Raw genomic sequence first — 24331 nt, 5'->3', positions numbered from 1 at the left:
TAACCTTTTAATATTACAGCAATGAGAACTACAAAAAATATACTCCTGGTAACCGCAATCAGTGCATTCGTAGCAGTAGGCTGCCAGAAAGGACTTAAAGAAGAAACATTCTCTGTATTTGATGCCAGTACGCTTTCCAAACCCGTAAATGGCGAACAGGCAGTTAACGGAACCTATGCCGGACTGAAAGATAACGGAGGGTTTGGTTATTATGCGGGTTACCTGTACTGGTTGTATGAGTATCCCTGCGATGTGGTGACCACCACCTTAACTGCCAGACAGGGGGTACAGCTGGATCAGTTGACTTATGACGCCAGTAACTCTACATTCGGTAGTGTATGGAGCAGCATTTACAGGATGATCTCCAGGGCTAATGAATCCGAAGAGCTGATCAAAAAAATTGATTATACCGGCAACGGATCTACAGAAACACTTAAAAATCAGCACCTGGCAGAGGTCCGCTTCCTGCGTGCTCTGGCCTATTATGACGCTACTTCGCTCTGGGGCGGCGTGCCTCTGCTGAACAAACCGTCGTCAGAGTTGTCTGAGGCGGATGAAAACCCAACTATTGCTGATCAGGCAACTGTTGAGGCTGTCATGATCGCCGACCTGCAGTTTGCAGAAGAAAACCTTCCGCAATCTTATCCGCCGGCCCAGGTGGCACGTGCTACTTCCATTGCTGCAAAAGCACTTTTGGGCAGACTTTATATGCGCAGACTGGAATGGAAAAATGCAGCTGATAAACTTGCGGAAGCGATGGGTAAAGGTTACGATCTGAGAACCAGGGCGGAAGGCGGGATCGTATCTCTGTTTTCAAGGGACAACAGGTCGGACAATGAGTTCATCTTTGTGCTGAAATCTTCAAATGAGGTGGACGCTTACGCCATCAACTCCAATAGCTTCGGGCAGAACTCCACTCCCTGGGATTATAATCGTGGATGGGGCAATTTCCCGCTGAATCTCGGCTTTTACTCCATCTTTAGCCCTGCAGATGCGCGTCGTGATTTGCTGACAGGTAAGTTCACCACGTTATATGGTCAGATTATGGCCGTGCCAAAAGCCTACGGCGGGGAGGCTCAGGCGGCAGGCAGGGATACCATCCTGGCGACTTTTGTGTATAACCTCAAATACCCACACACCGGTAACTACAACTATTCCGGTTTTAACAACGTTACCATTCTTCGTTATGCCGATGTACTCATGATGAGGGCTGAGGCCTTGAATGAGCTGAACGGCCCAAATGCAGAAAGCATCAGCCTGATCAATGAGATCCGCACCAGGAGCAACCTGCCGGAGTATCTGCTGTCTAATTTCAGTACTAAAGAGGCTTTAAGAGACGCTATTTTTGAGGAAAGAAATAAAGAATTCTTTATGGAAGGCCGCCGTCGCGATGACTTGATCAGGTGGGGGAAAACGGCAAGCAATGGCGCGAATCCGCTACTTAAATTTAAAGAAAAGGTGGTGCCGACTTTAAAAAATGCAAGTACCTATTCTGACGCCGTGAACTACGCACTTTACCCTTATCCGCAAAGTGAAATTCAAAGTAATACTTCCTTAGATGCAAGCATCAATGCGGGGCGTATAAAATAAGCGTAGGAAAGCAATGGTAATCCTTGCAATAAAAAAGTAAAATGAGAAACAAGGAAAAAGATACTGATTTATGCAGTATCTTTTTCCTGTTAAAAATAGTTTCCCTTGATAAAAACAAAGAACAACAGGAATTTTTGGTTGATGATCGCTGTAGTTGCGGTGGCCTTGCTGGTTTTGGCTGGCAAATGGTTGTTATGGCCGCCAGTACAGTTGAAGGTCAATGACATTGAGCTGGTGAAACTCCCATCCAACAGGTTGAGGTTTCCGGTAAAGGTAACGACAAGTAAGGACTGTGATGCCTATATCCAGTACTGGAAAAAGGGGAGTAAAGACACGTTGTATTCTGAGCTTTCCAGGGGTAAAGCAGCGCATGAATTGCACCTGACCAATACTATTTCCAGAACAGCATACCGTTTTCGCGTGGTGACCGTCAGCGGAAAGGAGCGGGCATATAGCAAGATATACCCTTTGGAAACGCAGGCGATATACCAGGCTACGCCCTATTTCAGCCTCGATCAGGCGACAGCGCCCGAACTGGATGCGGAGTTGAAGGGAAAGTATTTCCTTACCCAGATCCTCACCGAACCAGGTTCAGTGGTGATCATCGATCATACCGGTGAAATTGTATGGTATGAGCCTTTTCAGAAAGGAGTGAAGGTGAGCCACTGGACTAAAGACCGGACGGTTCTGTGTATCGTCGGCCCGGAAAAAATTCCATCGTCAGGTGGTGATGAAATTCTGGAGCTTGGTTTGGATGGGAAGGTGATTACACACCTGAAAAAGGGCGTGGGGGATATGGATAAGCTCGTGCACCATGAGGTAAGGAAAGATAAGGATGGAAACATCTATAGCCTCACATTCACTAAAAAAATAGCAGACCTGTCGTCGGTAAAGGGTAAATCACGAGATACGCTTAACGGAGATGGTATCGTGGTTTTTTCTCCTAAAGGAAAGAAGGTATGGGAGTGGTCGGTGCTGGATCACCTGGATCCCCTTAAAGATCCTGAAATCCTGAAGCACAAAAAAGACTGGGTTCATGGAAACTCCGTCTATAGGCTGAATGATGGTGACTTTTTGATGTCTTTTCGCGACCTGAACCAGATCTGGAAGATCGATTTTAAGTCGGGCAATGTTTTATGGAAGCTCGGTCAGGGCGGAGATTTTGCGATGAACCCTCAGGCGCTCTTCAGCGCCCAGCATTATGCGCATCCGGTCTATGGTAATCAGCTGATGATCCTGGACAATGGTGAACGCAATCGCATCTCCAGGGCCATGATTTTCCAGCTCGACAGCCTTGCGAAGACGGCTACTGCAACCAGGACCGTAACCTTACCGGCAGAATACTATACGACTGCCAAGGGCAGTGCCGCCCTTTTCGGTGCTAAGCAGGACAAAGTATTGTTCTGTCTTACTGATCCGCGTGCTTTCCTGATTACAGATATGAAAGGCCGGATTCTTTGGAAAATTAAGGTCGGGGGAGATCCCTACCGACTTGAAGAAATTAATGATTTTGAAAACGTTAAACCCAAAATCTGATGGAGCATACCTTAAAAATGCCAGTGAAAGAGATAGAAGAAACTGCAGTGCTGAGCAACGCCCATTCTACGCGGGTGACCTTAGGTTATCTGTTTTTTACCTTTTTTAAAGTCGGACTGGTCGCGTTCGGAGGACACATGGCACTGATTTCTGTAGTGCAGCGCATGATGGTGGAGAAAGATAAGATCCTGGAGGATGAGGTGATTCTGGACAGCATTGGCGTCGCCAGCTTCCTGCCTGGGCCACTTGCAGTCAACGTAGTCGGTCAGATCGGTTTCCATCTGCGTAAAACCAGTGGTGCGATCGTGAGTACGGTTGCAGTCATCTTGCCCGCATTCCTCATTATTCTGTTGGTTGCCTGGCAATATTTTACACATCAGCAAGGTACATCCTGGGAAAAAGCGACCGCCTACATTGCGGGTTCAGTAAGTGCCATCATCCTGGCAACAGGTGTGCAGCTCTTTAAAAAAGAAGTGCAGCAAAACACCAAAAAGATGCTGCTCTTTGCTGCGGCGCTATTGTTGCTGCTGGCTTTTAGCAATTACTTTGTCACCGTAGGGGTTTTGATTGCAGGGGGGGGCGCGGGTTTCCTGATGCAGCTGCAAGGTGGCAAGAAAACAATAGACAAAAACAGACCGGCTCGCCTTAAATCAGAACCCGGCAGCAAGCTGGTAACTGCGGTGACTAATGGATTGATCCTGTTGCTGGGGATTAACCAGGTCTTGTTTCTCAGCAGCATCTCCAGGCAGATCAGTCCTGTTCAACTTCGTATCCTCAGCATTTTTGGGGGCATCAGCCTTTCCTTATTTGGAGGTGGTTATGTCATGATCCCCATCATGGAGTCACTTTTTGTCAAGGATTTACATTGGCTGAGCAGTAAGGAATTTGTGGATGCCATCGCATTTAGTCAGGCTACACCAGGGCCAATTCTCATCAGCGCTGCATTTATTGGCTATAAGGTGTCGGGCGTAGCGGGCGCAGTGCTGGGAACAATAGCGATCTTTGCACCCTCGGTATTTCTGGTGATCAGGGTCAGCCGCTTTGTGAACCGCTATAAGGAAAATATGGTGCTGATGAATATGCTCAGTGGGATCAAAACCGTTGTTGTTGCACTGATCCTGGTATCTGCATGGCGACTGCTTGCTGCCGACAAACTCAATGTCTACGTCGTTGCCATTCTCATGGTCTCCTTCGTCCTCAATTTTAAATATAAAGTGAGCCCGGTTTACATTGTTGCCGGTGCCATTCTTTTTGGAGTTATTAAAAACCTCATGCACTAGTTATGGATAAAATTACTGGAATTCAAATTATTGGAACACAACGCTCAGGTTCGAATCTGTTAAGGGTGATCCTGGATCAGTCCAGCGAAATCGCCTCTCCGCATCCACCGCATATCCTGGTCACCTTTATGCCGCTACTGCCTTTGTATGAGCCCTTGGACCAGACGTCCTATCGTCGCCTGGTAGACGACGTGGTAGCTTACGTGGATGCCAACCCTGTTCCCTGGGAAGGGGTGACACTGGATGCACAGCAGATTTTTGATGCTTCCCGAAACTTTTCGCTGCCGGAGCTCAACAGGCTAATTTATGAAGCTGCAGCTGAGGCTAAACAGGCGAAATACTGGTGTTGCAAGAGCATGGCAAATGTACATTATGCGGAACAGCTGGAAGCTGCAGGGCTGAACCTGAAATACGTGTTTTTGTTCAGGGACGGCAGGGATGTTGCCGCCTCATTCAAAAAGGCAGTAGTGGGGGAGAAGCACAGTTATCACCTGGCGAAGCAATGGTCTAAAGATCAGGAAGCATGCCTGGCCCTGGAACAGCAGCTAGGAGCAGACCGGTTTTATAAACTAAATTATGAAACGCTGATTACTGCCCCAGAAGAAACGGTTAGGAGCCTCTGCAATTTTCTCGAAATTCAGTACTCGGCAGACATGCTTTCCTTTTACGAATCACGCACTTCAAAACTTACGGCCGAGGCCGGGGAAATGTGGAGCAACCTGAAAAAACCGATTATGAAAAATAACACCGGCAATTACCTCAAAGCCTTCCAGGCGGATGACCTCGCGATCTTTGAGCGTATTGCAGGAGCTACCTTAGCAAAGCTAGGCTATCCGACTGAGACCGATTTCGGGCATCCGGATCATGAACAGCTGATCTCACCGGAGCGTGTTGTCCAGTACAATCTGTTGAATCAGGAATTGAAGAAAAAGTCCCTGCAGGATGCCAGGGCTGAAGATTTAGAAAATAGAAGACCGCAGGAAGAAATCCTTGCAGCAATTAAAAACAGGATACCTCAACAAACCTACAGCTATGAAGCTTGATAAACAACCGCTGCTGGACCTCGCCGTATTGGCGGGAAAAGCAATCCTATCAGTTTACAACGACCAGTCACGTTTTGGAGAGGTCAGTTACAAAGAAGACGATTCACCGCTGACTTTAGCAGATCAGTTATCGCATCAGGTCATCGCAGATGGACTTGGGAAATTATATCCTGAAATCCCCTTGTTGTCTGAAGAAGGTGCACACCTGCCTTATGAAAGCCGTAAAGACTGGAATTATTTCTGGTGCGTAGACCCACTCGATGGAACAAAGGAGTTCATCAACAGAAATGATGAGTTCACGGTCAACATCGCATTAATTCATAAAGATACACCCGTTTTTGGGCTGATCTATGTACCGTGTCAGGATTTACTCTATTATGGAGATGCTGAGGGTAGCTTTATGCAGGTCCCGGGTAGCAAGGCGGTTCCACTCCATGTGGATCAGGATGCACGAGAGTGGGTGGCTGTAGGCAGCCGCTCGCATTCCGATCCTTCAGAAACGTCCTACCTCAGCCAGTTTCCGGTGACGTCCCAAAGCAGCGCGGGAAGCTCCCTGAAGTTTTGCCTGATTGCAAAGGGACTGGCACACATCTACTATCGTAAAGGACCTACCATGGAATGGGATACTGCTGCCGGACATGCCATTGCACGCTATAGTGGTGCGGTTTTCAGTACACCTGAAGGTAAACCCTTTTTATACAATAAGGAATCACTCAGAAATGGCAGCTTTGTATGCCGGATTGCGACGCAGGGAGAATTGGTTAGCCAGTAACGATCCTGCCGATGATTTTTTCATAAACAAGTGTTGCACATTGCGCTGCGGACATTGCTGATGTGGCTATAGTCATGACTTCATGGTTCGGACGCTCAAATTCAGAACTTACACCACTAAACTTGTTGATCTGATGATTCCTGGCTTTCCGATACAATCCTTTGACATCTCTTTGTTCACAAACTTCCAGCGGACAATCGACAAATACCTCGAGGAGATCCTCTTTGAGGATCGACCTGGCGATCTCCCTGTGTTCATTCAGAGGAGTAATCAGGGAGCAGATGACGATCACATTGTTGTTGCAGAGTAGCCTGGCGATTTCTGAGGTTCTGCGTACATTTTCTGCCCTGTCTGCGTGTGTAAATCCCAACCCCTTATTTACACCGTCGCGTAGCCCATCTCCATCCAGTCGCACACAAAAGAGTTGGTTTTCCGTAAGCATCGCCTCTAGTGCAACCGCAATAGTGCTTTTTCCTGCTCCTGAAAGTCCAAATAGCCAGATCGTTAACGCTTTTTGTGCCGGTAATTTTTTGTTCATTGTTGTACCCAGAGGAGTTGATTTCGATTCAATTTTACTATTTTCAAGGCATAAGTTCTGAATATCCATGAGAAAAATTGATTTTAAGTTGATACCATTGGTTTTAGGTTGATCTTAGTGGTGTAGCCTCAAAATTACAAGGGATCAGCCAAAACAAATTTCCGATAGTCCTGAAAACTTGACTATGATTACATCGGGGTAATCAATGCATTTCCGGATTCGTCAATCTCCACCTGACAATTGGCAACGGAAATGTGGTGTTTAAAAGTGTTGATCGGCTCCATCCAGTCTCTGGAAGTGAACACAGGAGCCTGAATATTAATGGACTCGACAATGATTTCCTCCCCGTCAAGCACCAGTCTCCAGCAGAGATCCCTGCCATTGCTCTCGGTATTGAACCTTATGCGGGCAAGGGCCACCTGTTTAGTTGTCATTTTTGATAACATCCGTTAGATTTTATGAATAATAAGTGTTAGCGTCCTAAATATAGTGGAAATTATGAAACGATGGCATCATTTTGTTAGGTAAATGTTCGCTAAAAAGCCGGATTGAATGTTTTTTACTGCATTTTAAAAAAAAACACGAGTATATTTAAGCTATGAAAAAACGCTGCTTACTCATTATTTTTTTGCTGGCTGCCAGCAACTGTTTCGCTCAATCGCCAGATCAGACAACCACTACGATAATCGGGAGTGGAATTGGAATCGGTTCCGCATTAGCGGTCGCAATTTGCTGGACCAGAACAAATTCTGTGCTGACTTCAGCAATAGCAGGATTCTTCGGATGGTTTTTTGTTATCTACTATTTGATCATCCGGAATAGGGAGCAATGAATCAAGGCTGTTTTAGCCTGAAAATCGTCTGCATATCGTGACTGTCAACCTTCTCCGCCTTGTTAAGCTCCAGCCGGTCCGCTGTCAGGGTATAACGATAAGACACGAAGTCAGTACCAACTCTGAGCTCCAGTACATCATTTTTACGTGCGTAAGTACCCGTTCCAACATAAGAGTCCAGGGTGCCATCGGATTTAAATTCCATGAATTCACGTGGATCATCTGTTGGAGTTACAGAAGATTCGTTGGGTCTGCCATCGCTGTAAATGGAGATGCGTTCTACTTCGTAAATGTACCACCTTTTAATCAGGGGATCGGCATTTTCAGATTTCTTGCATGAAGCTAGAGTCAGGATCGATAGAGTTAAAAAAAGATAGATTTTGCGCATCACATGGTTATTGTTCCACATTTTGCCGTGCAATAATCTTTCCAAAAACGGATGCCCGGGCATAAATAGCACCGGGCATCAGCCTGATTTTGAGTTTTGTATTTATAACCCAATCATTTCGTAAGGTACACGTACGCCTTTAACCCTGTAATAATAAGGATCCAATGTACCATCAGGTTCTGTCAGCGGATCATTTTGTCCCGGACAGGCTCCATAGTTCATACTATAGGTCAGTAAAAGTTCATTTCTGCCATTCACGGCCTGTGTATGAATCAATGGAGTATAGATTCTTGCATTGTAGCCTTTATAAAACTCTGTAAAAGTATATACCAGCTTTTTAGGCGTGAAAATGCCTGTCGGACTGGAGGACGTAGAAATGTACATATTCACCGATGCGATTCCACAGTAAAATCCCTGGTCCATGGTCAGGTGTACATATTTTCCATTGATGTATCCCACATAGTTGGTGCCCAGGCCGGTATTGATGTGTGCCGAAGAGGCAACTGAGGCCGTGCCAGTCCAGCTGCTGCCGTTCCAGAAAGTCCAGTTCTGCGGATCGCTCTGTGGAAAACGTGCGACATGAAGATACGTTGCAAAACCGAAGCTGTTAGGGTCTGTGCGACTGCCGTATACATATACAAAACCATCACTGGCTTTTACCATGCCATTGGCATAGCTCACCAGTTTTTCTGATGCGGTCAGTCCGGCAGGGGCAAGCCGTGCCACATTCCAGTGTGTAGGTGTCACTGCGTCAAGCTTGTAAAGCGCCTGGTTGTCGTCATCGGTACCGAGGCCCGCACCCTCTCTGTTGTGGATGTACACAGAATTTCCAATCTGTACACCCGCACTTGGCCAGCTCCATTGTTTTCCTGGTTGTTTTGGGATGATATTGCCGATATTGCCATTAGACCTGCCATCTGCGGTCATCATCGGCGCATCCGGGCTCCAGTTCGTCAGGGTAGGTTGAACGATGATCGAATTGGTATAGGATATGGTATGATTACCCTGCAAATTACCATTGCCAGCCAGAGAACCCTGATACCAGGCATCCTGAGTTACCCAAAGTACCCTTCCATCTAACAGTGGAATGCTGTTCCCCTGGTCAAAGGCCACAGAACCCTGGGTCCTGTTGAAGAAGTTGGTCACCTCCCCATCTCGGTAGCTGTCCCTTGGAAGTCTGGTGATTGCCCATTTTTGTGGGTCGGAATCCAGTTTTGTTTCCTGGGTGACCTGAACGCCGGTGCCACTGCCACTCATGGTCAGGTAGAGGCTGTTCGCCTTGTTGGCGATCTGATACTTACCATCCTGTATCGTCTCTTCGATTCTCCAGAGCTGCTGATCCATGGTGCTTTTAAGCTCCCATTTTTGCCGGACCTGCTGACCCGTACCGTCATTGGCATTTAGAAATAAGCCGCTGTTTAAGTTTCTGATCTGGTAATACTTGATGTCATCAACGGTAGAATTATAGATGATGTCCCATTCCTGCCATCTTTTTAGGTTTTCTCCGGTGCTTACTTCGGGATCGGCAACGTTAATGCCCGCATTGTTCAGGTATTTTTCGTTGAAACTGATGTTTCCGGAGACCTGCATGACGCGGTTGTTCACCGCATTAGCGATACTATAGGTGTCATAATCAGTAATCGTGGATTCATACATCCTAAATTCTACTTCCCACTGTCTGCTTTGCCCGGAGGCTGCCGTTACCGTGTAGATCACTTTCTTATTGGTAGATACATCGATGGTTGTTCCGGAAGCGGGGCTTACGCTCGCATCGTCAGAGATCTCGATGATCGGCTTGAGCGCTTTCAGATTGGCATCGGGCTGTAATCTGACCAGTACCTTATACTGTTCATCCTTGTTGTAAATGCTGGCAGATCCATACTGACCCTGTTCCAGACTGAAGCCTTTAATCATTCTTCCCGGGCTGGGTGGTTGGGATTGGTCTTTCTTACAGGAAAAAATTAGCCATACTCCTAACAGAAAGAGGAGATTTCTCATCATAGTTATGTTCATTTGGTTTAGATATTTGGTTGATACTAAAGTTAATATAAACAAATCGATTTAGCGAAATATATACATCAATTTTTTTGGTAAAAGTTGGTGCGATAAGACTCACGTTCCCATGCAGGTACCACAGATAGTATGGTAGATGAGTGGTGTGGTTGGCCGCATGTGAAAGGAAAATACGATTGCGGATGTAAAAAAAAAGTTAAAATGTAAGATTATTACTAAAACGTTTTATATTGCCTTAGATTTATTTGCCAAATATAAACCAAGATTTAATAGAATGTGGAATAAAAAAAGCCATGTGCATTGCTATGCTCAATGTAGTAGTTATGCCGAAAAAGTCCCGGTAATACTCACCGTGGTCTTGACCCTTGCCATAGCAGGATGTGCACCAAGGACATTCCAGCAGCAAGGACAATGGTCTCTGACACCTTTTACCCGTCCGGACAATCCAAAACCGGTCATTTCGCCAAACAGCAGTTCAGCTTTTCTCGATCCAATGAGCGGAAAATCTATCCACTGGGAGGCCAACGACACCTTTAATCCTGCAGCGGCGGTAAAAGGAGACAGCATTTACGTTTTGTATCGCGCGGAAGATAAAAGCGGTCAGGGTATTGGAGAGCGTACTTCCAGGCTGGGCTTGGCTGCCAGCTCAGACGGGCTGACGATGCATACCCGTTCTCAGCCGGTTTTCTTTCCGGCAAATGACAGTCAGAAAGCATATGAATGGACAGGAGGATGTGAAGACCCACGAGTAGCAATGGCTGACGATGGAACCTATGTCATGCTCTACACTCAATGGAATAAAAAGGTGCCCCGGCTGGCTGTAGCGACTTCAAAAGACCTGGTGAACTGGGAAAAACATGGATCCGTATTCAGAAAAGCTCATCAGGGAAAATTCTTTGACATCCCCAGTAAGTCGGCGTCCATCGTCACCAGCCTTAAAAATGGCAGGCAGCTGATCACTAAAGTGAACGGCCGTTACCTCATGTACTGGGGAGAACATATGATCAACGTGGCCACCTCAGAGGACCTGATCAACTGGACGCCTGAATTAAACACAAACGGTGGGCTCCTGGCGTCCGTCAGTCCGCGGGAAGGATATTTCGATAGTCAGCTCACTGAATGTGGCCCGCCGGCAGTGCTCACCAAAGATGGCATTGTGTTACTCTACAATGGTAAAAATAGGTCTGGAGCAAAGGGAGATACGAATTATACCGCGAACACTTATGCGGCAGGACAAATATTGTTCGACAAGAATGATCCGAAGAAGGTGTTGCAGAGACTGGACAAGCCATTTTTTGTACCCCAGGAGGCATTCGAGAAGAGCGGGCAGTACCCTGCAGGAACTGTATTCGTGGAAGGACTGGTGTATTTTAAAAACAAGTGGTTCCTGTATTACGGTTGTGCAGATTCAAGAGTTGGCGTCGCTATCTATCATCCTAAATAAATAAAAAATGAGGAAATATACTTTTATCCTGCTGGTGTTTTTATGTACGCTTGGCGTCAAGAACTACGCTCATGTTACTTCGTCTGTAATAGAAAAGCCCTGGAATGCGCAATGGATCGCCTCAAAGGATGGTAATGGAATGGAATATGGCGTATTCTACTTTCGTAAGCGTATTGAACTAACAGAAAAACCGGGATCTTTTGTGATCCATGTATCCGCAGACAACCGGTACAAACTTTATGTGAATGGCAACCAGGTGTCGTTAGGCCCTGCCAGAGGTGATACTTTCTACTGGAACTACGAAACCGTAGACATTGCAAAGTATTTGACCACCGGAAAAAATACGGTGTCTGCACTAGTATGGAATGAGGCGGAGTATCGTCCGGAAGCTCAGATTTCTGTACGTACAGCTTTTATTGTTCAGGGAAACTCTGAAAGTGAAGAGGTCCTGAATACTAACGAAAGCTGGAAGTGTATCCGTGATGAAGGTCATCTCCCGATTCCAGGTTATTTCTTTGCAGCAAGCAAGGGACAGCTGGTTGACATGAAAAATACCGTTAAAGGGGACTGGGCTGCTACTGGTTTTGATGACGAGTCATGGCCGGCGGCAGCAAAGCTGTTTGATGGCAAGCTGAAGGGAATGTCGGACGGCCTCGCCTGGCAATTGGTTCCATCGCCACTACCTCAAATGGAAGCGACTTATCAACGTATTCCTGAATTGCGGACGGCGACTGGCATGACCGCTCCTGCAGGCTTTCCTGCTAAAAAGGTAGCGCTGACCATCCCGGCCAATCGTACTGTGACATTATTGCTGGATCAGACATATTACACCAATGCTTATGTGACGCTGAATTTCAGTAAAGGCAAAGGCGCGGGTATCTCTCTGGGATACGCTGAATCATTGTACGATCAGGGGGGCAACGAGCTGCGCAAGAGCAACCGCAATGAGGTGGAAGGAAAGCGCTTTATCGGGCGTATCGACAGTATCCTCGCGGATGGTACCGAACGCCAGTCGTTCACTACCCTCAACTACCGCAGTTTCCGTTATTTGCGCGTCATTGTAAACACGAAGGAAGAACCGCTGGTCATCAATGATTTATATGGGACGTTTACCGGTTATCCGTTTAAGGAAAACGCTGTTTTTAAGACACAAGACAATGAAATCAAAGACATCCTTAAAATTGGATGGCGCACAGCAAGACTGAATGCCATCGAAACCTATATGGATTGCCCGTATTATGAACAACTGCAATACATCGGCGACACACGGATACAGGCCATGATCTCCTATTATAATAGCGGCGACGATCGTCTGGCTGCCAATGCGCTTAACCTCATGGACCGGTCGCGCCTTACAGAAGGGGTAACCATGAGCCGTTATCCAACACGCAGCACGCAGATCATTTCCACATTTTCATTATGGTACATCGGTATGTTGCATGACTACTGGATGTACCGCCCGGATGCAAATTTTATCAAGGATAAACTGACCGGAGAAAGGGCTGTCCTGGAATTTTTCAGCAAGTACCAACAGCAGGATGGATCTCTCAAAGATGTGCCATACTGGACTTTCGTCGATTGGGTGGGCGATATGGGATGGGGCCCTAAGGGATCTGATGGAAGTGCAACCATTTATGACCTGCAACTGCTGCTGGCCTATCAATGGGCTGCAGAGATGGAAGGGGCTATGGGCATGTCTTCTTTTGCCACTCAATACAGGGAAAAAGCTGAGCAGCTGAAAAATACCATCAAACGTAAATACTGGAATGCAGAAAAGAAATTGTTTGCGGATACAAAGGACCATAAGGGGTATTCTCAGCATGTCAATGCCCTGGCCATTTTAGCCAATATCATAGACAAAGCGGACATTAAAGGTGTTACTGCCAGTTTACTTAATGATAAAGAGTTGACTCAGTGTACCATTTATTTCAAGTATTACCTGCATCAGGCATTGGTAAAGGGTGGTATGGGCAACGACTATATGAACTGGCTGGACATCTGGAGGGAAAATATCAGGCTGGGCCTGACCAGTTGGGCGGAGGATTCCAGTCTGCAAACAGTCCGCTCAGACTGTCACGCCTGGGGTGCCAGCCCTAACATTGAATTTTATAGGACGGTACTGGGCATAGACACGGATGCTCCCGGATTTAGCAGGATAAAGATTGAGCCACACCTGGGAACGATGACTAATGTAGGTGGCGAAATTCCGCACCCCAACGGCAAGGTGTCCGTGAAATATGTCTTCAGAGCAGGGAAGTGGAACATTGACATCGCACTGCCGAAGGAAACAAGTGGTAAATTCGTTTGGAAGGACAAAATCTATAACCTGAATGTTGGTGCCACTTCATTTCATTTTGAACTCCAATAATAACCAGGCTACAATAAGCTACGCTCTTGTTTGCAATTTTATTTGGAAACCTCTTATGATTAAAAATATGAAGTGTAAAATTTTTGCTTTTATCGGTTGTTGCCTGTTATCGTTTAACGACGTCGGCGCCCAGGAAAAAGATCTGGTAAAATATGTCAATACCTTGCAGGGAACGGATTCTGAATGGGCTTTGTCGTACGGAAGTACTTACCCCACCGTGGGACTGCCTTTTGGTGTTCACTTTTTCTCCCCCCAGACAAATAAAAATGGCGAGGGATGGAAGTACCAGTACAAGGCAAATACCATCCGGGGATTCCAGCAGGTACATCAATGTAGCCCCTGGATGAATGACTACGCTGTGTTTTCGCTGATGCCAGCCATAGGCACGTTAAAGGTCAATGAAGAGGAACGTGCTTTAAAGTTTAGCCACGACCAGGAAACCGCCAAGCCCAATCATTTTGCTGTCCGGTTCGACGTTGGCATAAAGGCTGAGGTAAGTCCCGTGGAACGTGGTGCACACATGAGATTTAGCTTTCCTGCAGCTCAGCCTGCATTCCTGGTACTGGATGGCTTTTTGAAAGACTGTGAAGTGACCATCCTGCCCAAAGAACGTAAGATCGTCGGCTATGTCAATAATGGCAGGTTTGTTCCGGAAAACTTCAGGAGCTATTTTGTACTGGAGTTCAGTCAGCCATTCAGGGCTTTCGGTACCTGGGAAAATGTAAACGGAAAAATTAAAAAAGGAAATGCCACTGATTACGGAAAGGGAATAGGTGCTTACCTGGAATTCAAACCTGGCGTCCAGGTGGAGGTGAAGACTGCTTCTTCTTACATCAGCCCTGAGCAGGCACAGCGCAACTTCGATCAGGAGCTTGCAAAAAATAAAAACTTTGAATACACCAGGAAGGCAGCTTTTAATACCTGGAATAAGTTATTGAACAGGGTGTTGGTAGAAGGGGGTACCGAGGCGGAAAAGGCTACTTTTTATTCCTGCCTGTTCAGGGCAAACCTGTTCTCCAGGAAATTCTACGACCTGGACGGGGCCGGTAAACCATATTACTATAGCCCCTACGATGGTAAAGTTCACGAAGGTTATATGTATACCGACAACGGTTTCTGGGATACCTTCAGGGCACAGTTTCCATTGAGCAACATCCTCCATCCGGAGATGCAGGGCCGGTATATGGAATCGCTGCTCACTGCGCAGCAGCAGTCTGGCTTTTTTCCTACCTGGTCCAACCCGGGAATGTCTGGCGTCATGATCGGAAACCACGCCATCTCGCTATTGAGTGATGCCTGGATGAAGGGAATACGTACCTTCAATTCTGACAGCGCCTTAAATGCCTACTATCATGAAGCGACAAACAGAGGGTTCTGGGGTGGTTCTAATGGCAGGGATGGTTGGAAAGACTATTTTACCAAAGGGTATGTGCCCTTGGGAGAGGTGCATGAAAGTACTGCGAAAACGCTGGAGTATGCTTATGATGATTTTTGTGCCTGGCAGCTGGCGAAAGCTACCGGCAACAAGTTTTATGAGGGGATCTTTGCAAAACAGATGTATAACTATAAGAATGTTTTTGATCCTGATGTCAATTTCATGCGCGGCCGTCTGGCAAATGGCGACTGGGTGCCGGATTTCGATCCAGTAGAATGGGGAGGTGCTTTCACGGAAGGTAACGCCTGGCAATACAGCTGGTCCGTTTTTCATGATGTAAAAGGCCTGATCGAACTGATTGGTGGTGAAGATCGCTTCAACGCAAAGCTGGATTCTTTTTTTACCATGGCACAGGACATTAAGTATGGTTCTTATAAACAGGAAATCCATGAGATGAAAGAGATGCTGCTCGCAAAAATGGGTCAGTATGCACATGGAAACCAGCCAACACAACATGTTCCTTACCTGTATACCTTTAGCGGACAGCCCTGGAAAACTCAAAAGCAGGTGAGGATGGTGACCTCCCAGCTGTATAATGCAACGGAAAAAGGTTATCCCGGTGATGAAGATCAGGGGCAAATGTCATCCTGGTATGTATTGAGTGCGCTTGGTATCTATAGTGTCTGCCCGGGTACCGACCAGTATGTGATCGGAAGTCCGGTGTTTACAAAAGCCACCATCCGCCTCGATAATGGGAAAGCCTTTGTGATTAAAGCGAATGGCAACAGCTCCCAAAATGTTTACATCAATTCGGCAAGACTCAACGGCAACACTTACGACTTGAACTATATCCGCTACGCAGACCTGACGGAAGGTGGATTGCTGGAATTGGAAATGTCTGACGCACCCAATACGAGCAGGGGCACAGCAGCGTCATCCCGCCCATTTTCATTAAGTTCAATTCAATAGGTTGTCATTTCAAATATCTCAACACCATCAAATGAAAATATCAAAATACTTACTGATGTTGCTTCCGGGCCTGCTGCTCTCTGAGCAGGGACAGGCAACGCTTAAAGTAGCAGATGCGCTACAGAGCAAAATGGTTCTTCAGCAAAACAAGTCGTTTAAAGTCTGGGGAACTGCAGATCCGGGCGAGAGGCTTAGCATAAAGTCCGACTGGATGGACAGCCCGATCACCGTGATTGCAGGTCAAAACGGAGCTTTTATGGGTATCATTGAGGTGCCGGCTGCGAAAAAGGGAGATTTTAGCGCTCATCGCATTAGTATCCAGGCCAAAGATGAACAACTGATATTAAACGACCTGCTCATCGGCGATTTATGGTTGTGTAGTGGCCAATCCAATATGCAGTTCGCAGTGAAGGAAATGACCGGAGCGGAGGCAGTAATCCAGGATGCTGATCAACCCAATATCCGTTTGCTGAGTGTCGGCCTCAACTTCAGTGCCGATCCGATTGATGGTTTTTCCGGGAAATGGCAGCAATGTTCATCATCTTCTGTTGCAGGATTTAGTGCTGTGGGCTATTGCTTCGGACGTAAGCTCTATGAGGAATTGCATATACCGATTGGGCTCATCTTTTCCGGAATTGGTGCATCCAGTGTGCAGGCTTATCTTCCACGGGAAGTGCTGTCCGGTGATGCGCTGCTGGATCAGACTTACCTTCAGCCGTACCTTAGTGACCCGAAATCAAAAGAAAAGGTGGATGGGGGTTTTTCATTTGAAAAGGTAGTACGTCCCTTCCTGTTGTACAATGCAATGATCAACCCCCTGACCAATTTGTCTATCAAAGGATTCTGCTGGTATCAGGGGGAGGCCAATCATCTGGAGAGGGAAAGTTATACACTCGCTACCCAGACCTTGGTTAAAACCTGGCGTGAGCGTTTTAAACAAGGGGAGTTACCCTTTTATTATGTGCAGATCGCACCTTATTTTCACGAAAAGGAAGACCCTAAGTTCGGTACTGATGCTTTTTTCCGGGAGGCGCAGGAGCGGGTTGGACAACTCAACAATACCTTCATGGTATCCACGATGGATGTTGGAGATAAGAAAGACCTCCACCCAAAGAATAAAAAACCGGTCGGCGAACGGCTGGCAGCGGTAGCTTTGAACCGAACCTATGGTCAGCTGTCTGTGGTTTATCAGGGACCGCATGTGCAGGATGTTGTATTTAGTAAGTATGGTGCCAGCGTCAGTTTCCTGCCAGAGTCGCTGGGCTCCGGACTAAATACGCGGGATATGGAAATTCCCCGCTTCTTTTATATCGCCGGAGCGGATCATATCTTTTATCCTGCTGAGGCCATGATCTCAGGTAATCAGGTGATCATCCGCAATAAAAAGGTAAAAAAACCGCAGGCGATAAGGTATGCCTTTTTCAATTATCCGGTCACCAACCTACAGAATAAAGAAGGCTTCCCTGTTTTGCCATTTCGAACCGACGACTGGCCAGAGGAAAAATGGTAACGTCACTGAACATCATCAAACAATATCATGGACATGTGTAATTTGATACAATAGTTGTCTTTTTTGATACGCATCTGACTAAAACGTTTTAAATATGTTTATTTGTTTTACCAAATATAACTGCATCGTAATGAACATGAAAAGGGTCGCACTGGTTGCGCTGTTTTTGCTGTTTCCGGGATTGATCTATGCTCAGCAAGCCTATTTTGTTGATGGATACCATGGAGGCATCTGGGGGCATTACCCAGATGGTTATACCAGCTTTATCGTGGAACAATTGAACAAGCATCCCAGGTGGCACATCAACCTGGAGATCGAGCCGGAGACCTGGGATCTTGCAAAGAAAAATGATTCGAAGGGCTATCAGGCCATGCAGGAACTCCTCAAAGATCAATCGGCGAACAGTCGTGTGGAGTATGTAAACCCGGCCTATGGCCAGCCCTACATGTTCAATATCTCCGGCGAGAGCATCATCCGCCAGCTTGATTATGGGATGAAGCATTTAAGGAACCACTTTCCTGCACTGAACTTTAAAACCTATTCTTCCGAAGAGCCTTGTTTTACAAGTGCCTTACCCCAGATCTTAAAATCATTTGGCTATCAGTATGCCTCGCTAAAAAACCCAAATACCTGCTGGGGTGGCTATACCCGTGCGTATGGCCAGGAGCTGGTCAACTGGATTGGACCGGACGGAACTGCAATACTGACCAGTCCACGTTACGCTGTGGAAGCGCTGAAGCCGGGTTCTACCTGGGAAACCATGGCCAGCACGAATAGCAAAGAATATGTTACAGCAGCTTTAAACGATGGGATTAAGAATCCGGTAGGCATGTGCCTCCAGGATGCGGGCTGGTATTTTGGCCCCTGGCTGAAAAAGGATTTTTATCAGCCTACAGTTTACACCACATGGAAAAACTACTTTGAAAATATCACAAAAGGCCAGAAGGCGGCCGACTGGAAAGTAGGTCAGGAAGACATCCTGACCAGCCTGGTCTGGGGCTCGCAGGTGCTGCAACAGCTGGCACAACAGGTCAGGATTGCTGAAAATAAACTCGTTCAGGCTGAAAAAATTGCCGCAATAGATCAGCTGGATGCCCACATCAGTTACCCCTCCGCGGCAATTGACGAAGCATGGCGCAACCTCATGCTGGCGCAACACCACGACTGCTGGATCGTACCGTACAATGGAAAAAAAGGGGATACCTGGGCGGATAAAGTCGTTGTCTGGACAGAACGTACCTGTTTTATTGCCGATAGTATTAAGAACAGCTCGGCCACCCGGCAGCGGTCTAACAGAGTGGTGTACCTGAAGGTCTACAATACCTTGGGTAGCACTCGCAGGGAACTATTAACAACAACACTGCCCGATGAATTTTCCGCGAATGATCAGTTCATGTTAACGGACGACACTGGCCGTGAACTGCCCTTTCAATTGCTGAAAGATGGTAAATCTATTCTGTTTCATGCCCGGGTACCGGCAATGGGGTATGCTGTTTTTAAGGTAGAAAAGGGTAATGGGGGCAGAAAAGATAAAGCAACAAAAGTAGATAAAAGTGCATCAATTGCTTTCGAGGTTAATGGCGATTGTATCATGGAAACGGACAACTACCGGATTCATATTGATAAGGCAAAGGGCGGAACACTCAGCAGCTTAATCGCAAAAGGCTTGGAAGGTAAAGAGTTTGTAGATCAAGGCTCGGAGCGAAAGTTCAACGAGCTGAGGGGTAATTTCTACAATAAAGGAGGGTTCTTGTCGAGTGCTGATACTTCTGCCAATATCACTGTCCTGGAGCAGGGACCCTACCTCATCAGTATTGAAATACAAACCAGTATTGCGGGACACCCGGTATCCCAGGTCATCAGCATGTACCAGGGAGCAGCAAGGATCAATTGTCACCTGGAGATCGATTGGCAACATAACGAGGGCATCGGCGAGTTTGAAGAAAAGGACTACCAGGAAAGGTCTCTGCATAAAGCTTTTTACAATGATCAATATAAGTTGCTTACCTTATTTCCGCTGGCTTTAGAAAAACAGAAAATAGCTAAAGATGCTCCTTTTGACGTGACCGAAAGCCGCCTGGAAAATACATTTTTCAGTACCTGGGACAGCATTAAAAATAATATTTTATTGAACTGGGTGGATGTAGTAAGTGAAGATGATTTGTATGGAATGGCCGTTTTTGCTGATCATACCACCAGTTACGCACATGGCGCAGATTTCCCCCTAGGCCTCACCACACAGTATTCAGGAAAGGGATTGTGGGGCAGAAATTATACCATCCGGAATGCTACAAGAATGAATTATAGTATGTTCCCTCATATGGGCACCTGGCAACAAGGAAAGGTTAGCATGGAAAATGAGAAAATAAAAGCGCCTTTGGAAGTGTTGATAACCAGCGCAAAACCACTTAAATTTAATCAGTCGTTAATCTCTGTCAACAAAGGGGAACTGGAGCTCAGCTCCTGTACGCTGAAAGGGGCTGATGTCTATGTACGGGTGTTTAATGCGTCAAAAGGTGTTACAAAAGGAGAACTGACACTGAATTTTGATACCGAACACACCAGTTTCGTCAACCTGGATGATACCGAACTGAATCCCGGAAATATTCAGGCTTCCGGCGCTGTACGCGGAAGTAACGCTGCCTCTGGAAGTAATGTGGGCATGGTTAAAACAGGTAACTCCAGGAACATACAAATCAGTTTAAGACCTTTTGGCTTTACTACACTAAAGCTAACCCCAATTAAAGAAACCTATAAAAAGAAAAAATAATGTTCATGAAGAAAATAATAATGGGCCTTATCCTGGCCCTTTCAGCTGGTTCTGAAACCCAAGCACAATCGCCTGCAGTTTTTAAATCCGGCGACAGGGTAGTGTTTGCAGGGAACAGCATCACTGAAGCGGGTTTTTATGAGTCTAACATCTGGCTTTATTACATGACCCATTTCCCTGATCAGCGGATTACTGTTTTTAATGCGGGTATCGGGGGGGATGTTGCCGGACAGATCAACAACCGCTTCGAGGAAGATGTACTGGCGAAAAAGCCAAGTGTAGTGGTGCTGACTTTCGGGATGAACGACAGCGGTTATTTTGAGTTCAGCGCTGCTGATGCGGATGAAACTGCTAAGCAGCGTCTGGAAAAATCTTTTCAGAGCTTCGCTCTGCTGCAAAAAAAACTCCTCGAAAACCCGGGAATTAAACCCGTGATCATGTCGTCATCACCTTATGATGAAACCATGAAAAATAAAGACAACTATTTCAAAGGCAAAAGTAAACTGATGGAGCAGATTGCCACCTTCCAGCAGACGGCTGCAAAGACCAACGGCTGGGCTTTTGTCGATCTGCTGCGGCCCATGACTGAAATTAATATCCGTGAGCAAAAATCGAAACCTGAATATACGCTCACAGGACCGGACCGCATCCATCCGGGAAGGGCAGGGCATTTGGTGATGTCTGCTTTCTTTCTGGAAAATCAGGGACTTGCAGGAAAACCTGTTGCCCGTATTCTAATCAATGCCAAAGCTGGAACTGCTGAAGCCGAAAATGCGAAGGTAAACCTTCATAAAAAAGCCAGTGCAGCAGTGGTCTTTGACTACCTGGCAAATGCACTCCCTTTTCCCATAGATTCTGTAAATGCGCAGTGGGACAATCCTCAAAAGCAATCTGATGCACTTGCCGTGTATCCGTTTATCAAAAACTTTAACCAGGAAACTCTACAAGTGAAAAACCTTAAAAAAGGAGATTACCAATTGATGATCGATGGAACGAAGATCAGCACCTTTAGTGCCGACAGCCTAAGTAATGGGATCAATATGGCCTTGTTAAGCAATACACCGCAATACCAGCAATCGTTATCGGTCATGTACCTCAACGACCTCAGGGCGGAACTGGAGAAGAAGCTTAGAGATTATTACTGGTTGCAGTTTAATTTTTTCAAAGGAGAAAACCTCCTGTACAACGACTCCCAGCAGGCATTGGAGAAAGTATTGGCCAAAGCCCGCACGGATGTTTTCGTCCGCAGTAAAATGGGAACCTACCAAACTGCACGTTTCCCTGAGGTAAGGGAAATGTGGGAACGGAACATCCAGCAACTTAGCGACCGGATTTATCAGATCAACAAACCTACTTCACACCTTATAGAAATTGTAGCCGTAAAATGAGAAAGAACTCCATCTTCATCAGCCTGATGTCTTTGTCGCTGCTGATGGCTTGTCAGACTAATAAACGCCTGGAGCTTTCCGGGTACGTGAATCCTTTTATCGGTGCCAGCACAAGTGTTGGCGATGCCGGTGTGTATCATGGTTTAGGGAAAACCTTCCCCGGAGCAACCACGCCTTATGGGATGGTTCAGGTCAGTCCCAACACCATCACTGGTGGTGATAATGGCTCGGGATATAGCAACGAGCATACGAGCATTGAGGGTTTTGCCTTTACGCAAATGAGCGGCGTAGGGTGGTTCGGTGACTTAGGGAACTTCCTGGTGATGCCTTCCGCAGGACCGATGAAAACAAACTCAGGGAGCCTGGATCAAAAGGTACAAGGCTACCGTTCCGGCTATGACAAGAAATCTGAAAAGGCCACTGCAGGATATTATTCCGTGCTCCTCACAGACCATCAAATCAAAGCTGAGGCCACTGCAGCGCCCCATAGTGGAATGCTGCGTTTTACTTTTCCGGAAAATAAACAGTCAAGGATTCAGATTGACCTTGCCAGAAGGGTAGGAGGTACTTCCGTGGAGCAGTATGTGAAAGTGATGGACGATCACAGCATCAGTGGCTGGATGAAATGTACGCCAGATGGTGGTGGCTGGGGGAATGGCGATGGAAAGGCAAATTATACGGTCTACTTCTACGCAGAATTCAGCAAGCCTTTAAAAAACTATGGTGTCTGGTCGGCCGCAATTCCTGATGGTGCCGTCAGAAAGAGAGAAGAAGTGACCGGTGATGCTTATCAGAAATGGATTGCTGATGCCGAAGTGCTGAAAGGAGTTAAAGAAAAACAAGGTAAACACCTTGGTTTTTTCAGTGAGTTTGAGACTGCTGCAAATGAAGAAGTATTGCTGAAAGCAGGGATTTCTTTCGTCAGCATGGATGGCGCTAAACAAAACCTCGGTGCCGAAATCACAAACTGGGATTTTAACACGGTACAGCAAAAAGCCGCAGCATTATGGGATCAGTCGCTCTCAAAAATTGAAATAGAAGGTGGCACTGAGGATCAAAAGAAAATTTTCTATACCGCGCTGTACCATACACAGATTGACCCGAGAATGTTTGAAGATGTGGATGGCAATTATATTGGGGGGGACGACAAGCCGCATCAGTCCAAAGACTTCACCAAGCGCACAATTTTCAGCGGATGGGATGTGTTCAGGAGCCAAATGCCCCTGCAGACCATCATTAATCCCACGCTGGTTACCGATATGATCAATTCATTGGTGACGCTTGCAGAGGAAAAAGACAAAAATTACCTGGAGCGCTGGGAATTTCTGAATGCTTACAGTGGTTGTATGATCGGCAACCCGGCAGTGTCCGTAATTGCTGATGCTTATGTGAAAGGACTAAAAGGCTTTGATGTCAATAAGGCCTACCAGTTGTCGGTAAATAGCGTTGAAAAATTTGGTAATGGCCCGCAGGGTTATTACTCCGAATCTCTGGGTATTTCAAATACTTTAGAGTACGCTTACTTCGATTGGTGTGTGGCACAGATGGCAAAGGGATTGGGTAAGACCGCAGATGCTGAGAAATATAACCTGAAGTCAAAAGCTTATCAGCATATTTTCGACAAAGAAAAAGGATGGTTCAGGCCTAAAGATAAAAATGGCAACTGGGAAGCCTGGCCTGAAGAAGGTCGTTTAAAGGAATGGTATGGCACTATGGAAAGCAACCCTTACCAGCAGGGATGGTTTGTGCCTCAGGATGTTCCTGGAATGGTTGCGCTGATGGGCGGTGAAGGTAAAGTCAGGGCTGACCTCATTAACTTTTTTGAGAAAGCACCGCAGAATATGATGTGGAATGCCTATTACAACCACGCCAATGAACCGGTGCACCATGTTCCTTTCCTTTTCAACAGGGTTGGGGCACCATGGCTGACACAGAAATGGACGAGGGAAATTTGCAAGAGGGCCTATCTCAACACGGTAGAAGGGCTTGTTGGAAATGAAGATGTTGGGCAGATGTCTGCCTGGTATGTACTGGCTGCCAGTGGGATTCATCCCATCGCTCCGGGATCTACCCGCTATGAGCTGACCAGTCCGGTGTTTGCTAAAGTGGTCTTAAATGCGGATCAGAAAAATAAATTTACCATTGAGGCCAGCAATAATTCTGATCAGAACGTCTATATACAAAGTGCAACATTGAACGGCAAGGCCTACGACAAGTGCTGGATAGATTACTCGGACATCATGAACGGAGGTCTGCTGAAGCTGGAGATGGGGCCGCAACCCAATGAGAAATGGGGAATCAGCCCGAACTAAAAACTCACCTGACAGCAGGCAACCGGCTGTCAGGTGATCAAATTTAATACCGGATCCTGGAAAAAAATCCTTTTTCCTGATGCGGTCAAACCTATGCAGAATGAAGATTTTTCATTTTAAAATCGACATTGAGCAAAATACCCTTTGAATGGCTTTTTTAAGGCTTTTTTTGCATCAATATTTATTTTGTAAAATATTGTAAA

The 24331-nt window shown here is 46.4% G+C and carries 16 protein-coding genes; 12 read left to right on the top strand and 4 right to left on the bottom strand.

Annotation, left to right across the window (positions count from 1 at the left end):
* Window positions 1–21: 21 nt before the first annotated feature.
* The 5 genes from PBAL39_RS10715 (at window position 22) to cysQ (ending at window position 6221) form a co-directional block, all read left to right on the top strand.
* Entirely contained in the window at window positions 22–1590 is a 1569-nt protein-coding gene (locus tag PBAL39_RS10715; protein WP_008241223.1) for a RagB/SusD family nutrient uptake outer membrane protein, read from the top strand.
* Between the two features lie 105 nt (window positions 1591–1695).
* Window positions 1696–3126, top strand: a complete 1431-nt coding sequence (locus PBAL39_RS10710; protein WP_157273988.1) for an aryl-sulfate sulfotransferase — start codon at window positions 1696–1698, stop codon at window positions 3124–3126.
* Window positions 3126–4406, top strand: a complete 1281-nt coding sequence (gene chrA, locus PBAL39_RS10705; protein ID WP_008241220.1) for a chromate efflux transporter — start codon at window positions 3126–3128, stop codon at window positions 4404–4406. The genes PBAL39_RS10710 and chrA overlap by 1 nt, the downstream gene beginning before the upstream one ends.
* Before the next feature lie 2 nt (window positions 4407–4408).
* Window positions 4409–5449, top strand: a complete 1041-nt coding sequence (locus PBAL39_RS10700; RefSeq protein WP_008241218.1) for a sulfotransferase — start codon at window positions 4409–4411, stop codon at window positions 5447–5449.
* On the top strand, window positions 5439–6221 hold the full coding sequence (gene cysQ / locus PBAL39_RS10695) for a 3'(2'),5'-bisphosphate nucleotidase CysQ (RefSeq protein WP_008241217.1): 783 nt from the start codon (window positions 5439–5441) through the stop codon (window positions 6219–6221). The genes PBAL39_RS10700 and cysQ overlap by 11 nt, the downstream gene beginning before the upstream one ends.
* On the opposite strand, the gene cysC is transcribed toward cysQ, so the two are convergent.
* The 4 genes from cysC to PBAL39_RS10670 all read right to left on the bottom strand — a co-directional run bounded on the left by cysC (window position 6211) and on the right by PBAL39_RS10670 (window position 9980).
* On the bottom strand, window positions 6211–6828 hold the full coding sequence (gene cysC, locus PBAL39_RS10690) for an adenylyl-sulfate kinase (RefSeq protein ID WP_083801732.1): 618 nt from the start codon (window positions 6826–6828) through the stop codon (window positions 6211–6213). The genes cysQ and cysC overlap by 11 nt on opposite strands.
* Window positions 6829–6947: 119 nt before the next feature.
* Entirely contained in the window at window positions 6948–7193 is a 246-nt protein-coding gene (locus tag PBAL39_RS10685) for a hypothetical protein (protein WP_008241208.1), read from the bottom strand.
* 399 nt (window positions 7194–7592) lie between these two features.
* Window positions 7593–7979 carry a hypothetical protein gene (locus PBAL39_RS10675; protein WP_157273987.1) on the bottom strand — a complete coding sequence of 129 codons (387 nt, stop codon included), beginning with the start codon at window positions 7977–7979 and terminating at the stop codon, window positions 7593–7595.
* 102 nt (window positions 7980–8081) lie between these two features.
* Window positions 8082–9980, bottom strand: a complete 1899-nt coding sequence (locus PBAL39_RS10670; RefSeq protein ID WP_232282935.1) for an RICIN domain-containing protein — start codon at window positions 9978–9980, stop codon at window positions 8082–8084.
* A gap of 286 nt (window positions 9981–10266) precedes the next feature.
* Between PBAL39_RS10670 and PBAL39_RS10665 the strand changes: the two genes are divergently transcribed.
* The 7 genes from PBAL39_RS10665 to PBAL39_RS10635 all read left to right on the top strand — a co-directional run bounded on the left by PBAL39_RS10665 (window position 10267) and on the right by PBAL39_RS10635 (window position 24128).
* Window positions 10267–11436, top strand: coding sequence for a glycoside hydrolase family 130 protein (locus tag PBAL39_RS10665; protein WP_083801731.1), 1170 nt, complete (start codon window positions 10267–10269; stop codon window positions 11434–11436).
* Between the two features lie 7 nt (window positions 11437–11443).
* Window positions 11444–13804: an alpha-L-rhamnosidase N-terminal domain-containing protein gene (locus tag PBAL39_RS10660; RefSeq protein WP_008241199.1), complete on the top strand. Its 2361-nt coding sequence runs from the start codon at window positions 11444–11446 to the stop codon at window positions 13802–13804.
* 67 nt (window positions 13805–13871) lie between these two features.
* Window positions 13872–16148: a GH92 family glycosyl hydrolase gene (locus PBAL39_RS10655; RefSeq protein ID WP_083801733.1), complete on the top strand. Its 2277-nt coding sequence runs from the start codon at window positions 13872–13874 to the stop codon at window positions 16146–16148.
* 31 nt (window positions 16149–16179) lie between these two features.
* Entirely contained in the window at window positions 16180–17658 is a 1479-nt protein-coding gene (locus PBAL39_RS10650) for a sialate O-acetylesterase (protein WP_008241195.1), read from the top strand.
* A 130-nt stretch (window positions 17659–17788) separates the two neighbouring features.
* Window positions 17789–20428, top strand: a complete 2640-nt coding sequence (locus tag PBAL39_RS10645; RefSeq protein ID WP_008241194.1) for a glycoside hydrolase family 38 C-terminal domain-containing protein — start codon at window positions 17789–17791, stop codon at window positions 20426–20428.
* Between the two features lie 5 nt (window positions 20429–20433).
* Complete coding sequence (locus PBAL39_RS10640; RefSeq protein WP_039866439.1) at window positions 20434–21816, top strand: SGNH/GDSL hydrolase family protein; 1383 nt, start codon at window positions 20434–20436, stop codon at window positions 21814–21816.
* Window positions 21813–24128: a GH92 family glycosyl hydrolase gene (locus tag PBAL39_RS10635; protein ID WP_008241189.1), complete on the top strand. Its 2316-nt coding sequence runs from the start codon at window positions 21813–21815 to the stop codon at window positions 24126–24128. The genes PBAL39_RS10640 and PBAL39_RS10635 overlap by 4 nt, the downstream gene beginning before the upstream one ends.
* Window positions 24129–24331 lie beyond the last annotated feature (203 nt).

The organism is Pedobacter sp. BAL39, assembly GCF_000170795.1.
Classification (GTDB): domain Bacteria; phylum Bacteroidota; class Bacteroidia; order Sphingobacteriales; family Sphingobacteriaceae; genus Pedobacter.
This window is presented reverse-complemented; position numbering and strand designations above follow the sequence as displayed.

What these genes read in the sequence shown, in the direction of transcription:
- PBAL39_RS10715 (WP_008241223.1), top strand. Translation starts at nt 22, where the DNA reads ATGAGAACTACAAAAAATATACTCCTGGTAACCGCAATCAGTGCATTC.
- chrA (WP_008241220.1), top strand. Translation starts at nt 3,126, where the DNA reads ATGGAGCATACCTTAAAAATGCCAGTGAAAGAGATAGAAGAAACTGCA.
- PBAL39_RS10700 (WP_008241218.1), top strand. Translation starts at nt 4,409, where the DNA reads ATGGATAAAATTACTGGAATTCAAATTATTGGAACACAACGCTCAGGT.
- cysQ (WP_008241217.1), top strand. Translation starts at nt 5,439, where the DNA reads ATGAAGCTTGATAAACAACCGCTGCTGGACCTCGCCGTATTGGCGGGA.
- cysC (WP_083801732.1), bottom strand. Translation starts at nt 6,828, where the DNA reads ATGGATATTCAGAACTTATGCCTTGAAAATAGTAAAATTGAATCGAAA.
- PBAL39_RS10685 (WP_008241208.1), bottom strand. Translation starts at nt 7,193, where the DNA reads ATGACAACTAAACAGGTGGCCCTTGCCCGCATAAGGTTCAATACCGAG.
- PBAL39_RS10675 (WP_157273987.1), bottom strand. Translation starts at nt 7,979, where the DNA reads ATGCGCAAAATCTATCTTTTTTTAACTCTATCGATCCTGACTCTAGCT.
- PBAL39_RS10670 (WP_232282935.1), bottom strand. Translation starts at nt 9,980, where the DNA reads ATGATGAGAAATCTCCTCTTTCTGTTAGGAGTATGGCTAATTTTTTCC.
- PBAL39_RS10665 (WP_083801731.1), top strand. Translation starts at nt 10,267, where the DNA reads ATGTGGAATAAAAAAAGCCATGTGCATTGCTATGCTCAATGTAGTAGT.
- PBAL39_RS10660 (WP_008241199.1), top strand. Translation starts at nt 11,444, where the DNA reads ATGAGGAAATATACTTTTATCCTGCTGGTGTTTTTATGTACGCTTGGC.
- PBAL39_RS10655 (WP_083801733.1), top strand. Translation starts at nt 13,872, where the DNA reads ATGAAGTGTAAAATTTTTGCTTTTATCGGTTGTTGCCTGTTATCGTTT.
- PBAL39_RS10650 (WP_008241195.1), top strand. Translation starts at nt 16,180, where the DNA reads ATGAAAATATCAAAATACTTACTGATGTTGCTTCCGGGCCTGCTGCTC.
- PBAL39_RS10645 (WP_008241194.1), top strand. Translation starts at nt 17,789, where the DNA reads ATGAACATGAAAAGGGTCGCACTGGTTGCGCTGTTTTTGCTGTTTCCG.
- PBAL39_RS10640 (WP_039866439.1), top strand. Translation starts at nt 20,434, where the DNA reads ATGAAGAAAATAATAATGGGCCTTATCCTGGCCCTTTCAGCTGGTTCT.
- PBAL39_RS10635 (WP_008241189.1), top strand. Translation starts at nt 21,813, where the DNA reads ATGAGAAAGAACTCCATCTTCATCAGCCTGATGTCTTTGTCGCTGCTG.